Raw genomic sequence first — 18,796 nt, 5'->3', positions numbered from 1 at the left:
ATATGAAAAATATAATTACTTATTCGTTTATTTTGTTCTTCATGGGCATAGGTTTGGTCTCTTGTTTGGGTGACTTGGACACGATGCCTTTGGATGATAACCAACTGGTAAGTGAAAAGGTATATCAGACAAAAGATGGTTACACCGGTGTTCTGGCAAAGTGTTATGCATCACTGATTCTGACGGGGCAGCAAGGTGGTGATGGAGGAGATGGTGACCTTGAAGGCGCTAACGAGGGTTATTCCGGTTATGTACGTCTGCTGTTTTATTTGCAGGAGTTGAGTACGGATAATTTTTTGATGCCTTCCTCTTCCAATGGTTTGCGTAAATGTTTGAACTTGCAGTGGGATGCTTCCAATGCTTCGGTTATTACATGGACTTACCAAAGACTATATATGAGTATTGCCTATTGTAATGAGCTTTTGCGTGAATGTACGGAAAGCAAATTGCAGGGTAGAGGACTTTGGGAAGAGATGAAAGATGATTATATGAACTATCGTGCAGAGGCTCGTTTTATACGTGCTTATTGCTATTCGATGCTTTGCGATTTATTTGGTGCAGTTCCTTATGTGGATGAAAATACGGGTGTGAAAGAGATTCCGGTTCAATATACGCGTAAACAGATTTTTGAGTTTGCAGAAAGTGAATTACTGGCTATTGAGAATGAATTGAAAGTTCCGGGAAGCAATGAGTACGGACGTGTTGACCGAGTAGCCGGTTGGTTCTTGCTGGCTCGCATGTATTTGAATGCGCAGACTTGGATTAATGAGAATAAATATCAGGAGGCATATATCTATGCTACAAAAGTTATTGCCGACGGGCATTACCCATTGGCTTCCGATTATCGTGAAATATTTTTGGCTGATAATAATACCTGTAAGGAGATTATTTGGCCGTTGGTACAGGATGGTCTGCGTGCACAGAGTTCTGCCGGAACGAACTTCTATGTGAAGGCTTTTGTGAATGGTCCTATGGATGAACTCTACAAGACAGGTGTTGGTTCCAGAGGCTGGGGTAATGTTCGCGCTAAAGTGTCATTGGTGGATGCGTTCGATGCGGATGATGTTATGTTCGATGGCAATGATACCTGGGGAAATAACAAGAAAGATAAAAGAGCACAGTTTATGACTGCCCTTCCCAATCAGGTGAAAGATACATGGGATGTAAATATGGATATGACGAGCACGTTTACATGCGGTTATGGTTATATTAAGTGGAGAAACGTAACGAAAGAAGACGAACTTAGCGCTTCGGGGGATGCTTATACTTCTATTGATTTTCCGTTGTTCCGTACTGCTGATGCCTATTTGATGGCTGCTGAGGCTATTTTGCGTGGAGCAAGTGGCACAAAAAGCGAGGCGCTGGGATATGTAAATGAAGTCAGAACAAGAGCTTATATGTCTGGAAAATATGCAAAAAACGGTGTACGTTCCGATGTGTCCGGTGAAATTGGCGCCAATGAGCTCGATTTGGATTTTCTGCTGCTTGAACGTCAGAAAGAATTGGCTTCCGAATTGATAAGACGTACCGACCTGATCCGATTCGGTAAATATACGAAAGGAAATAATTGGGATTGGAAAAATGGTGTACGTTTGGGAGAGGACGTGGATGATAAGTATAATTTGTTTCCTATTCCGGAGAGCGAATTGACAAATAATCCTACTTTAGTACAAAACGATGGTTATAAGGTAATAAAGTGAAGATATGATGAAGCTGAAACAAATTCTATTATGTAGTTTGATAGTAATGTGCTGTGCTCCGCTTGGGGCGCAGACATCTAAAGAAGAGATGTTTGCTACTCCTGAGAAAACGGGAGGAGTATATTGGACATACCCCTTGGATTTTGCTCCGCAGACCAAAGCGCCTAAGGGATATAAACCTTTTTATATCAGTCATTACGGACGGCATGGCTCTCGTTATCTTATTGCAGATCGTGATTATAAATGGTTAGTAGACCTTTTTGAGGAGGCACATCGTGCACAAGCGCTTACCGGCTTGGGAGAAGATACGTATCAGCGTTTGCTCACAGTTTGGAAGGAAGCAAAAGGGCATGGTGGGGATTTAACTCCATTGGGAGTAAGACAACACCGAGGCATTGCTGAAAGAATGTATACTTCATTTCCGGAGGTGTTCAAGGGTAATCCCCTTATATCTGCCCGTTCTACCATTGTGTTACGTTGTGCTATGAGTATGGTTGCTTTTGGTGACCGTTTGAAAGAGTTAAATCCAAATTTACGGATTTCTTATGAGGCGAGTGAGAAATATATGGATTATCTGAATTATCATACCGACGAATCCAACCGTTTCACTTCTTCCCATGACGGTCCTTGGGTTGAGGAGTATAGGAAATTTGAGGAAACTCATACCAATCCGGATCGTTTGGTTGCATCCTTATTTAAGGATAAATACTTTATCTTAAAGAAAGTAAATCCTAAAGAATTGATGTGGGGAATGTACTGGGTAGCCAGTGACATGCAGAATGCTGAAACAAAGGTTTCTTTCTATGATTTATTTAAAGGACAGGAATTATTTGATTTGTGGCAGTGTGTCAATTACCGTTTTTATGTAGGAAATGCCAATCATGCCGACGGAAAAGGTATTGTAGTAGCCAATGCCAAATCCTTGTTAAGAAATATTTTGGATAGTGCTGATGAAGCAATCCGAAAAGGGGGTATCGCTGCTACTCTCCGCTTTGGGCACGATGGTAATGTGATTCCTTTGGTTGCACTGATGCAAATAGAGAATTGTAATGTTGCAGTTAGCGATCCGTATGAAGTTTATAAGGTATGGAGTGATTTCAAGGTGGTTCCTATGGCTGCCAATGTACAGATTATCTTTTTCCGGAATGAAAAGTCCAATGATATTCTGGTAAAGATTATGCATAATGAAAATGAAGTGCATATTCCGGTACAAACCGATATGTTCCCTTATTATAGATGGAGAGATGTTGAGAACTACTATAGGGGAATGTTGAAATAAGAATGTTTTTTGAAGTTAACAATATAGAAACTATTGTGAGAAGTGCGACGATGGGATATCGGCGCACTTTTTTATATTATATATCCGCTTCCTTTGTACGATATTAGTATATAATCGTTCTATTTTTATATTTGCGATAGTCTCTTCTCGCTATTTTTGCTATAAGTTGACGTAAGATGAAAAGGAGGTTGTCTTAGTTAAACCAGTTGTTTTGTTGGATATACCTCGGGAATAATTCATAAGTTTGTTTTTCGTATTAAAGGAAGTCTGTTATATGTATAAAAAATATCTTACTTTTCTCTTTTATTTCTTCTCTTCTTTTTCGTTTGCACAGAATATACATTTTCAGGTAATCGGAGTAGAAGACGGTATCTCGCAACCGACAGTAACATCTATCTATCAAGATGAATTCGGAATTATCTGGATAGGAACTAAGGATGGATTGAATCGCTATAACGGTACTGATTTTTATGTTTTCCGTCCGGTAAAGGGTGATAAGAATAGTTTGTACAATAATAATATAGGTACAATCTGCGGTGACAAGCAAGGGCACATTTATATTCGTTGCAAATATGCGGTTGTTGAGTATGATATAAAGAAAAATACTTTTCATACAATTCGTGATAATGATATTCAGGCTATCACTTATGATAACGCACGATTGTGGGTTTGTACGAGAGATTCCTTGTTTACTTATAATCGCGTAGAAGATAGACTTGATTATTATTATAATCTGGAAGGTGTGCGTATGTCTTGTGTAACCGAGGACAGTGCTGGTAATTTATATGTGGGAACTATGAATAATGGTTTGTACATGATAGACCATAATAAAAAATGGCTGAACTATTTTCCTAAGAAAGATATCACATGCATCTACGAAGACTCTAAAAAGAGTATATGGGTGGGAACTAAAGATGACGGTCTTTTCCGGTTGGATAGAAATGGTGGAATAACCAATTATGGAACTGCTCCTCATCAGAATATGCTTTCCAGTAGTTATGTTCGTTGTGTTGTGGAAGATAATTTGGGTAATTATTGGATTGGAACTTTCAAGGGTTTGGATAAATTGGATGTGACGACTGGTACTTTTACTCATTATAGTAAAGATAATAAACCGTATAGTCTGAGTAATTCTTCTATTATTTGTATGATGAAAGACAGGCAGGGTACTTTCTGGATCGGTACGTATTATGGTGGGGTAAATCTGTTTAATCCTGACTATGAGATATATACATATTATTATCCGGATGAGTCGCAAAAAGGAAAACTAACCTCTCCTTTTGCCGGAAGGATGACAGAAGATTCTAATGGCGGGATATGGATTGCGACAGAAGGTGGAGGAGTGAACTATCTTGATAAAAAAACGAAAACTTTTACTGAATACAAACATGATGCAACTAAAAATTCTCTTGCATCTAATACGATTCAGGGTTTATTTTTAGATGAAGATAACCATGCCTTATGGATAGGAACATTGCGGGGGGGATTGGATCGTCTGGATCTGAAAACATATCAGTTTACTAATTACCGGCATAATGCAGAGAAAAAGAATTCATTAATTAATGATATAGTTCGTAAAATTATTCCTTATAAAGGGAATCTATTATTGGCTACTCATAATGGGATTGGTCTTTTCGATCCTAACACAGGAGAGTGTGTGAAGCTATTGAATGACAGTCGGCTTAACAACAGACAAATTATAGATATGCTTGTTGATAAGGACAATAATCTTTGGTTTTCTTACTCATTGGGATTGGTAAAGTATAATCTGGAGACTCAGAAGCGTGATGAGTATTTTGTGCCCAATGCTTCAAAGCAGACTGTTGGTCCAAATCTGATTAATGTACTTTTTGAAGATAAGAAAGGTAATATTTGGGCCGGTTCTTCAGGGGATGGCATATTTCTGTATGAACAAGACTCCAATACATTCAAATCGTTTAACTCGCATAATTCAGATTTAATCAATGATTACATACTCGATATAAAAGAGTCGCTTTCCGGTTATCTTCTGATAGCCAGCAATCAAGGATTCTCACGTTTTGATATGGAGAATCAACGCTTTTATAACTATAATAAGCAGAATGGTTTTCCTATGACGGCATTGAATCCTTATGGACTGTTTGTAGCCAGTGATAATGAAATATATCTTTCCAGTCCTAAGATGATGATTTCTTTCTTTGAGAACGAGTTGAATTCCTATGTGAAGCCCTACCAACTGAATTTTACTTCGTTGGAAGTAAATAACCAGCAAGTTCTGCCCAATGACGGTTCGGGCATTCTTACGGAGTCAATTCTGTATCAGCCGCAGATTACTTTAAATCATAATCACTCTATTATAACCGTTAACTTCTCATTGTCCAATTATGTATCGGTACTGAAAAATAGAATCTATTACAAGTTGGAAGGATTTGATAAAGATTGGATGAGTGCAGGCTATCGTAAAGCCATTACTTATACCAACCTTAATCCAGGTGCGTATAAATTGAAGATTAGAAGTTCGGAAGAATATTCCGGTAAGGAGAGTATCTGTAAAGAGATAGATATTATAGTGAAACCACCTTTTTATAAATCTACTTGGGCATATTGTATTTATGTTGCTATTATTATAATAGCAATCTATTTGGTGGTGAGTTTCTATTCGTCGAAATTGAAGCTGAGGGCTTCGCTGGAGTATGAAAAGAAAGAAAAAAAGCAGATAGAGGAATTGAACCAGTCTAAGCTCCGCTTTTTTACTAATATATCACATGAATTCCGTACTCCGCTTACGCTGATCGTGAGCCAATTGGAAATGCTGATGGAGCGAAGCGACATTCAACCCTTGGTGTATAGTAAGCTTGTGAATATCCATAGAAATACGTTGCGTATGAAACGCTTGATAACCGAACTGTTGGATTTCAGAAAACAGGAACAAGGCTTTGAAAAATTTAAATACAGTAAGCAGAATATTTACTCTTTTTTGGATGAAATTTACTTGTCTTTTAAAGAATATGCACGAGGTAAACAAATTAATCTTGAGTTTCTTAATAAGGATAGGAATCTTGAAGTCTGGTTCGATGTAGTACAATTGGAAAAGGTGATTTATAATTTGTTGTCCAATGCTTTTAAATATACTCCTTTGGGCGGTACGATTTCACTGTCGGTACAGGAATATGGGAATAGTGTTATGGTTACTGTGTCGGATACGGGAGTGGGTATTGCTGAAGAGAGTTTGGATAAGATATTCGACCGTTTCTATCAAGTAGACAGTATGAATAATCAGAAAGGTACAGGCATAGGCCTGGCACTTGCAAAGAGTATAATCGAAGCTCATAAAGGGAAAATCAGTGTTCGGAGTATGGAAGGCAAAGGAACGACTTTCGTTGTTGAACTGCCTTTAGGAGATAGCCATATTACCGATGCACAGAAAATAGCTACTCCTGATATTGATTCATCATGTATCTCTGAACTGACAGTATATGGTTCGCAGGTACCGGCGGATGTGGTGGATGATGAGAAGATGGATAATCAGTCGGACGAGACAAGAAGCAAGATTATTATTGTGGAAGATAACGAAGAACTTAGGGGGTTGCTGGCGCGTTTGTTTTCTAAAATATATACTGTTTATGAAGCTCAGGATGGTGAGGAAGGATTTGAAAAGACAAAAGAGGTGCAACCAGATATTGTACTGAGTGATATTATGATGCCCAAAATGTCCGGTATAGAGATGTGTAGAAAGATAAAGAGTAATTTCGAAACCTCTCATATTCCCGTGATATTGCTTACGGCACAAACAGCTGAAGAATACACAATGCAAGGGTTAAAAATGGGAGCGGATGACTATGTAACCAAACCTTTTAATGTGAAACATTTGTTTATGCGTTGTAACAACCTGGTGAACAGTAGAAAACTGTTACAGCAGAAATATGCGAAACAAATGGATAATAATGTAGATATATTGGCAACCAATAGCGCGGACTATCAGTTCATGGAACAATGTGTAGCCTGTGTTGAACAGAATTTGGATAATCCGGATTTTGATGTGAATATGTTTGCTCAGGCTATGAATATGGGACGTACCAAACTCTTCCTGAAAGTTAAAGGTATTACGGGACAGACACCGAATGATTTTATTCTGAATATCAGGTTGAAGAAGGCGCAGATACTTCTCAAGCAAATAGATACGAAGACTGTTTCAGAAATAGCGTATGAAGTAGGCTTTAATTCCCCGAGCTATTTCATTAAGCGCTTTAGGGAATTGTTTGGAGTGACCCCTGCCCAATATCAAAAAGGTGAAAAATAAACTTATTTATTATATATGCACTATGAAAACAAAATTACTATGTACGTTGTATTTTTTGTGTCCATTGGCCTTGTCAGCAGCAAATGTTCATAAACTTACTCCGATTACTACTGATAAGGATGTCAGAGTTGAAATAAGTTTGTCCGTTGAGGCAAACGAACATCTGTCTTTTGATGCAGTCATTTCTCATACTCGTAATGGTGAGGTATTGTGTAGTCGTTCAAAAGAGTTTTCTTTTAAGAATAAAGTCGATACGACAATAGTATGGAAAATAGATGGTTTGAATCCGGAATTGTGGAGTCCGGTTACTCCTGTTCTTTATAACCTTGAAATAAAGACGGATACTGAAGTTGTACGCAAGCGGATTGGTTTCAGAAAATTTGAGATGCGGGATGGGGTGTTCTATCTGAACGGGAAACCTATCTATTTGCGAGGTAATGCCATTAATCCGCCGGAAAGAGGGATACCTGAATCCTTGGAAAGAAGTAAGGAGTTCGCTCGTGATTATGTCCGTTTTATGAAGAGTTTGAATATAAATATTATTCGTATTCCTGATGACCAAAACTGGATGGATGTATGCGATGAAGAAGGCATGATGATTTTTGCCGGTCGCTATGGACGGCCTAAACATGGAACTAATACTGCACCGCCGGCAGACTTCGACTTATCGTTTAAGACATATAAGGAAATAGATTTAGGACCGTTTACCCCTCACCCTTCTGTTGTCATTTATATATTGGCTAATGAAATGCCGCCTGAAGGTGAAGTTGGAACTCGGTATCGGGAGTTTCTGACAAAAATGTGTGGTAAACTCAAGAAATGGGATGATACCAGATTGTATATAGGTAATACCGGATATGGGCTTGGAAAATCAGGTGATATTTATGATGTACATCGGTATTGGGGATGGTATTACAACACTTTCTTGACTTATCTTAATATGCGTGATAAGAGTATGTGGCAAAATTCGGGTAGAGTTCAGCCTATTACATTTACTGAGTGCGTGGGTAACTATACGGGGATAGACGGACGTTTCAACCTTTGTTCCCGGACTAAGCAGCCCGGTTCGCAAAAGTGTTGGACCGGTCATCTGCCAAATGAAGAACAAGCTGAGGCTGCTATGTCATATCAAGCCTTTGTCTTAAAAAATGCTACGGAACTGTTTCGTCGGTTGAGATGCCAGAATGGTAATCTTGCAGGTACTATGCCTTTTACCATAATATTCCATAATTGGGATGGAGTAAAATCGTTTGCAGAAATGAAACCGAAACCTGTAGCATGGCAGTATCAGACAAGTTATCAACCGATATTACTGAGTTGGGAAAACTGGCAGTCTCAAGTTTATGTCGGAAATAAGTTGTCGGTCGTTGCTCATGTAGTTAATGATGATGATTATTGCAATGATTTGAATGGCGCCCGTTTGCAATGGTGGATTGAGAAAGGGAATGAGAAGTTTTTGTCAGGAGGTATCGAACTGCCGTCTGTTCCTTACTATGGGACATATAGGAGTCCTCTTTCAATTGATATTCCTCAGGATTTGGCTTCGGGAGATTATGTATTGAAAGGTGAAATTTGGATGAATGGCAGGAAGATATCCCATAATGAGAGTGAAATCTTCATTGCAGGACAGGATTGGAACAATAAGGATGTAACTGGAAAAGCGATTTATGTATATGATTCTTCGGTGGGGGAACAAACCCGAAGTTGCCTGCAAAAGCTTGGTTATATGGTGAAACCGATACGTATGATTAAGGATTTGCCTCGCAATTCCATTTTAGTTTTGGGAAAGGATTCTTGGGACAATAACATAAACAGCCAAGTTGAACAATTAAGGGAGTATATAAAGAAAGGAGGACGCGTTGTTTGTCTGGAGCAGGATCCGGTTAAATTCAATCAGTCATGGCTGCCGATTTCGGTTAGATTCTTAGAAGACAGTAATAATGATCCGGTCTACCTGTCTCCTTCTTTAGCATATAAAGACGGTATGAATATTAATCTTGAACGTCCTTATCATCCGGTCTTTAAAGGGCTGACCCCGAAACGTTTTAAACTTTGGTCTGATTATACTTCTTATGATGAGTCGCAAAAGGGATTTCCTGCTATTTATCCAGTGAATAGAGGATATGACTTGCATGCAGCTGATTTGAAAAACGTGGCAATTCTTGCTAATTATAGTCGTGCGTTATCGGCAACTGCTTTGTCGGAGCTGTTTATGGGTAAGGGGTCTGTGTTATTGTCGGGTTTCGATTTGATAAATCATTGTGGAACGGATCCGGTAGCAGATAAACTTCTTTCAAATATATTACATTATATGGCTACTGATAAAAAGCATGAACCATATGTGGCAGTGACTGACTCTATTGTTTGGGGAGATTATGCCTCTGAACGAGGTATTGTGAATGCTCTTTGTAATGGCTTGATGGTAAATACGGTTCCTATTATTCCGAAAGGACAGGAGAAGGATGCCAAATATAAGTTGAAGATTGATGAGTATGGTTATCAATATGCCGGATCATATGGTGGCTGGAACTCAAAACCGGGTGTACAATATGTACCCTATGGGAGAAGACCGATGGCTCCGTTCACGTTTTCGCGAGGAGGAAGCCCGCTTATTAAAAAATCATCTGTAACAGGCGAGGGGTATTTTTACATAACTTTACCGGAGAAGAAGAATACGATGATTACTGTATTGGAGAATCCTGTGGACGAGCCTATTCGTATCAGTCTTTCCGTAAACAATGAAGCGGGAAAGGAGTATGTAATTTTGCCTAAGCAGCAATTAAGTATTGAAACGGATATTTCTCATATAAAGAATGCGATGAAGGTATCTTTGAAAGGAGATAGGCGCACGATTCTGCTGAAAACCATATTAGGTATGAAACATAGTCGGAAATAATGTTTAATCGAATAAGTTGTACTACTTGAATGGTACAACTTATTCTGTTTATAGGCCCTTTGTACAACTTTGCTGTACAAAAGAACGATTGTTATATACTTTCATAGGATAAACGGACACTTTTGCAGAGGTATTTAAAATCCGAATATAACTATGAAACGCATTTTATCTTCTTTATACTTATTACTGATAAGTATTTCTCTTTTGGCAAACGACAGATTTGCCGTTGCTGATATTTTTACAGACCATATGGTATTGCAGCGTAATGCCAATGTAAAGGTTTGGGGGGAGGGAACGGACGGTTCGCTGGTTGAAGTTCGTTTTGAAGGACAAAACCGGAAGATGGTGGTTGCAAAAGGCAAATGGATGGTTGAATTGAAGACTGGAGAGGCCGGAGGACCATATAAGTTGGAAATTGTAAATGGTAATCATAAGATTTGTTTCAAGGATGTTTTCGTAGGTGACGTATGGCTGGCGGGTGGTCAGTCAAATATGGAGTTTGCTCTACGCAGGGTGAAAGATGCGCAGGCAGAAATTTCTTTGGCTGATTATCCTCAGATACGTTATTATAAGGTACCGAGGAAATTTTATCCGGAACAAAAAGTACCCGGAACATCTTGGAAGGCGTGCTCGCCGGAAACAGCGACAGATTTTGCAGCTATAGCCTATTATTTTGCCAAGAATATACATAAAGAACTGAATATTCCTATCGGTATCATTCAAGTTCCTGTAGGTGGGACAACGGTTGAGGCATGGACAAGCCGGAAATTGTTGATGTCTGATAAAGATTTTCGTCCGCTGCTGGAATACTATGATAGTATTGCCAACTCTTATCGTCCTGGTGAATATGAGAAATTGTATAATAATTACCATAGTTCTTTGGCGGAGTACAACAAGTTGAGCGCAGAGAAGAAACGATACATTAACAAACCGTCAGAACCTATGGGAAAATGGAATTTTCGCCGTCCGGTAGGTTTGTCCGAAACAATGTTGAGTACTGCTTGTCCATACACATTGAAAGGATTCATTTTTTATCAGGGAGAATCGAATACTGCCAGAGGGGCGCAATACCGCAAACTATTTCCCGCTATGATTAAAGAGTGGAGGACTTCATGGGGGCAAGGAGATATTCCTTTCTTATTTGTACAGTTACCCCGATTTGAAACAAAGACACGCTATTGGAATGAATTACGTGAAGCACAATATTTAACTTCACTTCGTGTGAAAAATACGGGGATGGCGGTCGCCTTTGATCAGGGAAACCCTAAAGATATTCATCCGATTGTAAAGGATACGGTAGGTTGGCGATTGGCACAGTTAGCTTTGGGAAAGATATATGGTAAAAAGATTATTTATCAGGGTCCTGAATTTAAGAAATTATCAAAAGCGGAAAATGGTAGTTTACTTCTTGATTTTATAAATACAGGTACCGGGATTATTGCTAAAGATGGAGCTGCTTCACTCTCCGGATTTATGGTTGCAGGTAAAGATGGTAAGTTCTATCCTGCCGAAGCGGTCATCGTTAGTAATAGCCAGGTGCGAGTAAGCAGTGAGCAGGTGCAGGCTCCTATTGATGTTCGTTACCTGTGGGTAAATAGTGCAAATCCTAATTTCTTTAATAAAGAGGGATTTCCTGCATGTCCTTTTCGTACCGACAGTTATCGACTGGAAACGGAAGGTGTGTATGTTAACCCTGAGCCGGTGATGCCTAAATTGGATTTATTCCTTTTTATAGGACAGTCTAATATGGCAGGTCGTGGATATATTACTGATAATTATAAAAGTAGCATTAAAGATGTGTATTTGCTGACTCCTACCGGTACAATGGAACAGGCAAGGAATCCTTTGAACAAGTATTCTACTATTCGCAAGCAGTTGGATTTACAGGGAGTAGGTCCTGCCTATTCTTTTGCAAAGGCAATAACAGAGAAAACCGGACATCAATTAGGGCTGGTAGTGAATGCCCGCGGTGGCAGTTCTATTAATTCGTGGTTAAAAGGGGCTCGGGATGATTATTATGGTGAAGCTTTATCGCGTATACGCCAGGCTATGAAATATGGTAAGGTGAAAGCTATTATTTGGCATCAGGGTGAATCGGACAGTCGGGAACCGGGACTATATATGGAAAAACTGAAGAAGTTGGTCGCTGATTTACGGCAAGATTTGGGAGATGAGAAACTTCCTGTTATAGTAGGTGAGATTGCCGATTGGCGGGCAAATGGAACTTCGGAGGCATTTAATAAAATGCTACGTACAGTTCCTCAGCATATTTCATATGCTTATTGTGTGTCATCCAAAGAACTAGTTCCTTTGATTGATGAACGTGATCCTCACTTTAGCGCAGACAGCCAAATAATTCTAGGCAGGAGATATGCTGAAGCTGCTTATGAGGCTTGTTATTCTCAAAAGTAAATAATTCATTAAAAAATAATTTATGAGTTTTAAGAAACAGCTGTTTTTAATATGCGGAGTTCTTGCTGTGCCATTTTTAGGATTGCAAGCCGATGATGTAAATGTGGCGTTACGTAAGCCGGTGACTGCATCGTCACAACAGGAGAAATTTCCGGCATCTAATGTGACGGACGGAGTTATTTCACGCAAATCAACTTGGATGAGTGCCGAAAGTGCACGACCTCCTCATATATTGGATATTAATTTGGAACGATATTATGATATCAACAGGATTGTTATCTATACCGGTATTCCGGAAAACGAGTTGACGGAACCGGAAAAAGGCAAAGCTCCGGGATTTTGGTCGATGAAGAACTTTAAGATTCAGTATTGGGATGACGCCAACTGGACGGATTTACCGGATACGGAACGTACGGAAAACCGGTTGGATAAACTTGAATTTATTTTTAAACCTACATTACAGACTTTTCAGATTCGTCTGGTGTCCACAGATGGTGAGCCAATTCGGATTAATGAATTTGAAGTGTATGGTAAGGAAAAGGCTAATATGCCTGTACCTGTGATAATAAATGAAGTGCAGAAAACTGTTCAGGAGCCATCGAAGACAAAAATGCAGATAACAATAACCAAAGAGGTTATTGGGAAATCAATGAAGTATGTGGCTTACAACCAAGGGTATTATTTCCCAGGAAGTAATATTTCCGGTTGGCTTGAATATTCCAATGTAAATAGTCTGCGAGTTTGGACATCCTTGAATGATTATGTTCCTCAGTCAGCTGTACTGAATGATGAAAGAGTGTCTACTTTGGATGATTTTGAAGTATGTAAGACTGAATTGAGAAATAATCCAGAACGTAACCGCTTTATCCGTTGGGAACCGGTTTTGGAAAATTGCCGTAAAAAACAGTTTTCTACTAACTCGATGGTTTTTGAATATGCATTGAAAGAATTGAAACGTCTGAATATAGAACCAGTTCTTCAGATAAATTCTACAGATTTCGATGGAACGTGGAATAATAAATGGAAACAGTGGCAACGTTTCTATGCACTTGCTTTTTATGCGGCTAAGACTGGAGATGTAACCATGTATGCTATGCATAACGAACCGAACCATCGCCACGCGGGTCCCATGAGGATAACACAGTATGTGGATGCTATGAAGATTGTTTCGGATGCTGTGTATTGTGCAGTACAGGATGTGAACAAACTATATGGGAAATGTTTGAAGTCGCGTTTTGTAAGCCCTGTCACAGCAGGTTCGAATGCGAATTGGTGGGCAGAAGTAGTGAAAAATTTGCGTATAGACTATCGCGGTTTACCTTCAGACAGAGATTTATTGGATATATTTTCTACTCATTCTTATAATCTGCCGGCTGCGGGTTATGCATCTAAGGTTTCTGATATAAGAAAAATTATCGTGGAAAACCATCCTATGAAACAATCTCTGCCAATTGTTTATACAGAGACCGGTCGCTGGATGAATGCTTATCTGATAGATAAGGAAGAAACAATGGATTCTCCCTCTTTATTTACGGAATGGGCAGGTGAATATGCGAATAATACGCTTAATCAGGGTTATGGTATGTGGGCTTTTAAGTTTGCAAATACTACTAGTGGCACATATCCGCGAGGAATCAAATCAGGACATCATTTTATCTGGCAGGGGAAGCGGATTGTTGAGGATGCTTATAATAATGTGGCATTGGGTAAGAAAACGTCAGACCTGACTTCTTCTCATGGAGTAATCGTGAAAGCTATAACGGATGGAGATAAAACAGATGTCTCCATGTGGGTCTCTTCAGATACGGATGAAGAGAAATGTTTGGAGATTAATTTGGGTAAAAGTTACTCTTTGGGTGGGGCAGTAGTCTATACAGGTTCTTCTTATGGAGTTTATACTTCTCCTGACCGCGTGAAAAACTTTAATTTACAATATTGGGATGGCACCGCTTGGGTGGATATAAAGGAAACAATGGAAAAGAATGCACGTTATGCTCAGTCTTTCTTCTTGTTTGATGCTCCTGTTACGACTTCTAAAGTTCGGTTTGTGTCAACTGATAAGGGAAGTATAAAGGTGAGAGAAATTAAATTATTTGATTCAGAATCCGTAAAAGATATTCCTTCTTCTTATGATATAAGCGGTATTCAGCGCACTGGTGAAGTAGTCCGTCTTTTTGCAAAAGGCTTTAAGAATGAACGTCCTTTATTGAGTACGGTGAAATCTGCTACTGATAATGATGTGGATGCCATTACATGCTTTAATCCGGAAGAAATGAGATACTATATATGGCTTGTACAACGCAAACACTTTTCAAATAATCTGACTTTGAATATGAAATCATTAGACTTACCCACCGGAACCAGAGTAATTGCCGAAGAAGTAAGTGCAAATGCTTATGGTGAGGTGGTTTGGTCGAAAGAAATCTCGGAGAATGGACAACTTTCCTTTGAGCTTCCGGGTCAAAGCGTGATGCTTCTTACTATTCCTGTTTGCATGAATGCGCAAAATACATTAGTCGCTGTAGATGATGCGGTAGTAAAAGCCGGTAGGAATGATAAAAAGAACTTCGGTAAGGCTAAAATGATGAATGTGGAGATGAATGCTTCCCGGGTAAATGGGAATCAGGTAAGCTATGTTAAGTTTGATTTGTCGGGAGTGGATAGACAGAAAATAAATGCTGCCATATTTCAGATATATGGTAATTCCATTGCCGGACATCCTTATCGTTTCCACGTTTACGCTTTGGATAATAATAATTGGGATGAGAATTCTTTAAACTGGAGAAATGCTCCTAATTTGGAAGGGAAGCAGGTTCGTATAACGGACGTTGGGGGTACTGCGCATGTAGCAGGTGAAATAGTAGTGGATAAAACAGCTGCTTATCACCAACTGGATGTTACAGAATTACTCCGTAATTGTAGGGAACAAGAAATAACTTTTGTATTAATAAGGGAGGTCAGACAATTGGGTGATGATTCTGATAATGGCAAAAGTTGTTCTTTTGGTACGAAAGAATCTAAAAATGGGCCAAAATTGGCTATTTGGTAGTATGAAGTGGGGATGTGTATGATAGTGCTTTCTTTTCGTACAATCCTTTTATGATAACTTTATCTTTTTTGTGACTTTTGTTCTGTAATATTTAAATAATTTTAATCTTAATGTATAAATGAAAAACAGTCGTCTAAAACTAATTGTGTCGGCCATGTTTCTATTGATCATGGTGGGCATACATGCACAAAATGTACGAGTGACAGGTGTTGTATCTGATGCACAAGGTTCATTGATTGGAGTGAATGTTCATGTGAAAGGGGGAACCACCGGTGTGATTACCGATATAAACGGTAAATATTCTATTGAGATACCTGCTAGTGCTACACTTGTATTCTCTTATATAGGTTATGTAGAACAGGAACTCAAAGTTGGTAATAAACGAGTTATTAATGTAACTTTAGTTGAAGATTCCGAATTATTGGATGAGGTGGTAGTGGTAGGTTATGGCTACCAGCGAAAGAGTGATGTAGCAACCTCTGTAGCTTCTGTCAAGACCGATGAGATGAAGAGTTTTCCGGCAGGTAATGTTGGTGATATGCTTCGTGGACGTGTAGCAGGTGTCAATGTAACGAGTGCTTCGGGCAGACCGGGTTCTACACCAAGTATTACTATTCGTGGGAATCGGTCTATTAGTGCACAGAATACTCCTTTATATGTAATTGATGGTTCTGTATCAGATGGAGAAGAATTTAGCACATTGAGTGCTGAAAGTATTGAGTCTATTGAGATTCTGAAAGATGCAGCTTCACAGGCTATCTATGGTGCACGTGCTAGCGATGGTGTCATTTTAGTGACTACTAAACGTGGGGCACAGGGTAAGATGGAAGTAAATTATAACGGATATGTAGGTATTCAATCCTTGTGGCGTAATTTTGATTTTTATTCTCCTGAAGAGTACGTGATGTTGAGACGTGAGGCTATGGCAAATGATAAAGGCATTATTGATGCTCGCGAGATGTCTATTTCAGAAGCACTTAGTGATGATGTGATGAAAGAAGTATGGGCAAGCGGGCAATTTGTTGATTGGGAAGACCTAATGTTGAAGAATGCCTTATATCAAAACCATGATATAACTGTACGTGGTGGAAACGACAAACTTCGTGTTTCTGCAGGACTTAATTATTTTGATCAGGACGGTATGGTAACTACTGGTTCCGGCTATCAAAAGGCTGCTTTTCGTCTGAATGTAGACTATAAGGTTAATAAATGGATTAATTTTGGTGTAAATACTTCTTATGCTTTAACGAAGAGCGAACGTGAAGATGGGAATTTTACAGAATTTATTACCCGTACACCGTTAGCTAAGGTGTATGAGGAGGATGGAACTTATACTAAGTATATTAATTCAGCTAATGATGTCAACCCTCTTTATAGGGCGCAAAATTATAATCGTGAAATAACAAACAACAGTTATCGTGTTAATTTATTCTTGGAACTGAAACCATTTAAAGGATTTAATTATCGTTTGAATACATCTTTTTATAACAGACAACAAGAAGATGGGGAAGCAAAAAAAACAGATTATCCCGGTGGAGGTGCTACTGCAAAATTAGCAAATAATGAAAAAAGAAGTTATTTGATAGAAAACATATTTACGTATGATGTCCCTTTCAGAGACAAGAATCATAAATTAGTTTTAACTGCTGTACAGTCTGTAGATCATACTCAATCCAAAGAGTTAGGATATTCTACGGCTTCACTACCAGTGGATATGGGTTGGGATTTTATCGCAAACGGTGAGTTTAGCGGAAAACCGGTCAGAACATTCTCTGAGAATAATTTGGTGTCGTTTATGGGACGTGCCTCGTATACGCTTATGGATAAGTATATTATGAACATAGCGGTCAGACGAGATGGTTCAAGTCGTTTTGGTAAAAATAATAAATGGGGTACATTCCCCTCTATAGCTTTAGCATGGCGCATAAATCAGGAGGAGTTTCTTCGCAATGTATCTTGGATTGATAATCTGAAATTGCGTTTGAGCTATGGCATTGTAGGTAATCAAAATGGTATTGGAAACTATACAACTCTTGGTTTGGCTAATGAATATCGTTATGAATTTGGCGATAATATGTATATGGGGTATCTTCCAGGAAAGGAATTGTCTAACCCTAATTTGAAGTGGGAGCAATCTCGTACTACGAATGTGGGAGTTGACTTTGCTTTTTTCAAAAATAGATTATCCGGAACAATAGAATATTATCAGACTAGAACAACGGACTTACTTGTAAAACGTGAGATCAATTCGGTTTTAGGCTATGAAAATATGCTTGATAATTTGGGGGAAACCAAGTCCCATGGTGTGGATATAAATATTAGTGGTGATGTTATCCGTACAAAAGATCTGACTTGGAGTTTAGGTGCTAATTTTAGTCATTATGCTAATGAAATTGTAAAGATTGATGATCAAGTTGATGAAAATGGTAAGCCATTGAGTCAGCCCGGAAATAAATGGTTTGTTGGTGAACCTATCAATGTTTATTATAATTATGTACCAGATGGCATTTATCAGTATGAAGATTTTGATATTAAACGTAATCCTTATAATGAATTGGAGTACACTCTGAAACCTACTATTGATACGGATGGGGATGGTATTGCGGATAAAGCACTTTCGCGGGAAGACAATGTAAAACCTGGTTCTGTGAAGATTAAAGATATAAATGGTGATGGTAAAATTAATGCGGATGACCGTACTCCGATATCTAAAGATCCTGATTTTACATTATCTTTGAATACATCTCTAAAATGGAAAGGTTTTGACTTTTATATGGATTGGTATGGTGTGTCCGGTCGTAAGATTCAGAATGCCTATTTGAATGAATCTAATAGTGGTGGTTCTTTGCAGGGTAAATTAAATGGTATCAAAGTGAACTATTGGACTCCATTTAATCCATCGAATGAATTCCCGCGCCCCAGCCATAATACGAATGTACCTTATCATGGTGCATTGGCTATTCAGGATGCTTCCTATATCCGTTTACGTACATTACAGTTAGGATATACTTTCCCGGCAGAGTGGATAAAACATATTTCTCTGTCACGTCTGAGGGTTTATGCTACAGCAACTAACTTATTGACATTTACGGACTTTAAGTCTTATAGTCCTGAGTTGACACCGGGAGCTTATCCTGAATCAAGACAGTATGTATTTGGAATTAATGTTTCATTCTAATCA

General features: G+C 38.8%; 7 protein-coding genes. All 7 read left to right on the top strand.

Annotated elements, in window-relative coordinates; genetic code table 11:
• Nucleotides 1-2: 2 nt before the first annotated feature.
• The 7 genes from NQ546_RS02820 (at nucleotide 3) to NQ546_RS02790 (ending at nucleotide 18,793) form a co-directional block, all read left to right on the top strand.
• Nucleotides 3-1,700: a RagB/SusD family nutrient uptake outer membrane protein gene (locus tag NQ546_RS02820; RefSeq protein ID WP_004291797.1), complete on the top strand. Its 1,698-nt coding sequence runs from the start codon at nucleotides 3-5 to the stop codon at nucleotides 1,698-1,700.
• Between the two features lie 4 nt (nucleotides 1,701-1,704).
• Nucleotides 1,705-2,979 carry a histidine-type phosphatase gene (locus tag NQ546_RS02815; protein WP_004291796.1) on the top strand — a complete coding sequence of 425 codons (1,275 nt, stop codon included), beginning with the start codon at nucleotides 1,705-1,707 and terminating at the stop codon, nucleotides 2,977-2,979.
• Between the two features lie 274 nt (nucleotides 2,980-3,253).
• Complete coding sequence (locus NQ546_RS02810; RefSeq protein ID WP_004291795.1) at nucleotides 3,254-7,258, top strand: hybrid sensor histidine kinase/response regulator transcription factor; 4,005 nt, start codon at nucleotides 3,254-3,256, stop codon at nucleotides 7,256-7,258.
• A 22-nt stretch (nucleotides 7,259-7,280) separates the two neighbouring features.
• Nucleotides 7,281-10,154, top strand: coding sequence for a glycoside hydrolase family 2 TIM barrel-domain containing protein (locus NQ546_RS02805; protein ID WP_039953539.1), 2,874 nt, complete (start codon nucleotides 7,281-7,283; stop codon nucleotides 10,152-10,154).
• 153 nt (nucleotides 10,155-10,307) lie between these two features.
• A complete protein-coding gene (locus tag NQ546_RS02800; protein WP_004291793.1) occupies nucleotides 10,308-12,566 on the top strand; it encodes a sialate O-acetylesterase in 2,259 nt (752 codons plus the stop codon).
• Between the two features lie 22 nt (nucleotides 12,567-12,588).
• Nucleotides 12,589-15,615, top strand: coding sequence for a DNRLRE domain-containing protein (locus NQ546_RS02795; protein WP_004291792.1), 3,027 nt, complete (start codon nucleotides 12,589-12,591; stop codon nucleotides 15,613-15,615).
• A gap of 118 nt (nucleotides 15,616-15,733) precedes the next feature.
• A complete protein-coding gene (locus tag NQ546_RS02790; protein WP_004291791.1) occupies nucleotides 15,734-18,793 on the top strand; it encodes a SusC/RagA family TonB-linked outer membrane protein in 3,060 nt (1,019 codons plus the stop codon).
• Nucleotides 18,794-18,796: the final 3 nt, after the last annotated feature.

The sequence above is a fragment of the Bacteroides eggerthii genome (assembly GCF_025146565.1).
Taxonomy (GTDB): domain Bacteria; phylum Bacteroidota; class Bacteroidia; order Bacteroidales; family Bacteroidaceae; genus Bacteroides; species Bacteroides eggerthii.
Note: the sequence above shows the minus strand (reverse complement) of the source record. Positions and strands in the feature narration are given on the sequence as shown.

Excerpts from the sequence above, each read along its gene's own strand:
- NQ546_RS02810 (WP_004291795.1), top strand. The coding sequence starts at position 3,254 with ATGTATAAAAAATATCTTACTTTTCTCTTTTATTTCTTCTCTTCTTTT.
- NQ546_RS02795 (WP_004291792.1), top strand. The coding sequence starts at position 12,589 with ATGAGTTTTAAGAAACAGCTGTTTTTAATATGCGGAGTTCTTGCTGTG.
- NQ546_RS02800 (WP_004291793.1), top strand. The coding sequence starts at position 10,308 with ATGAAACGCATTTTATCTTCTTTATACTTATTACTGATAAGTATTTCT.
- NQ546_RS02790 (WP_004291791.1), top strand. The coding sequence starts at position 15,734 with ATGAAAAACAGTCGTCTAAAACTAATTGTGTCGGCCATGTTTCTATTG.
- NQ546_RS02820 (WP_004291797.1), top strand. The coding sequence starts at position 3 with ATGAAAAATATAATTACTTATTCGTTTATTTTGTTCTTCATGGGCATA.
- NQ546_RS02805 (WP_039953539.1), top strand. The coding sequence starts at position 7,281 with ATGAAAACAAAATTACTATGTACGTTGTATTTTTTGTGTCCATTGGCC.
- NQ546_RS02815 (WP_004291796.1), top strand. The coding sequence starts at position 1,705 with ATGATGAAGCTGAAACAAATTCTATTATGTAGTTTGATAGTAATGTGC.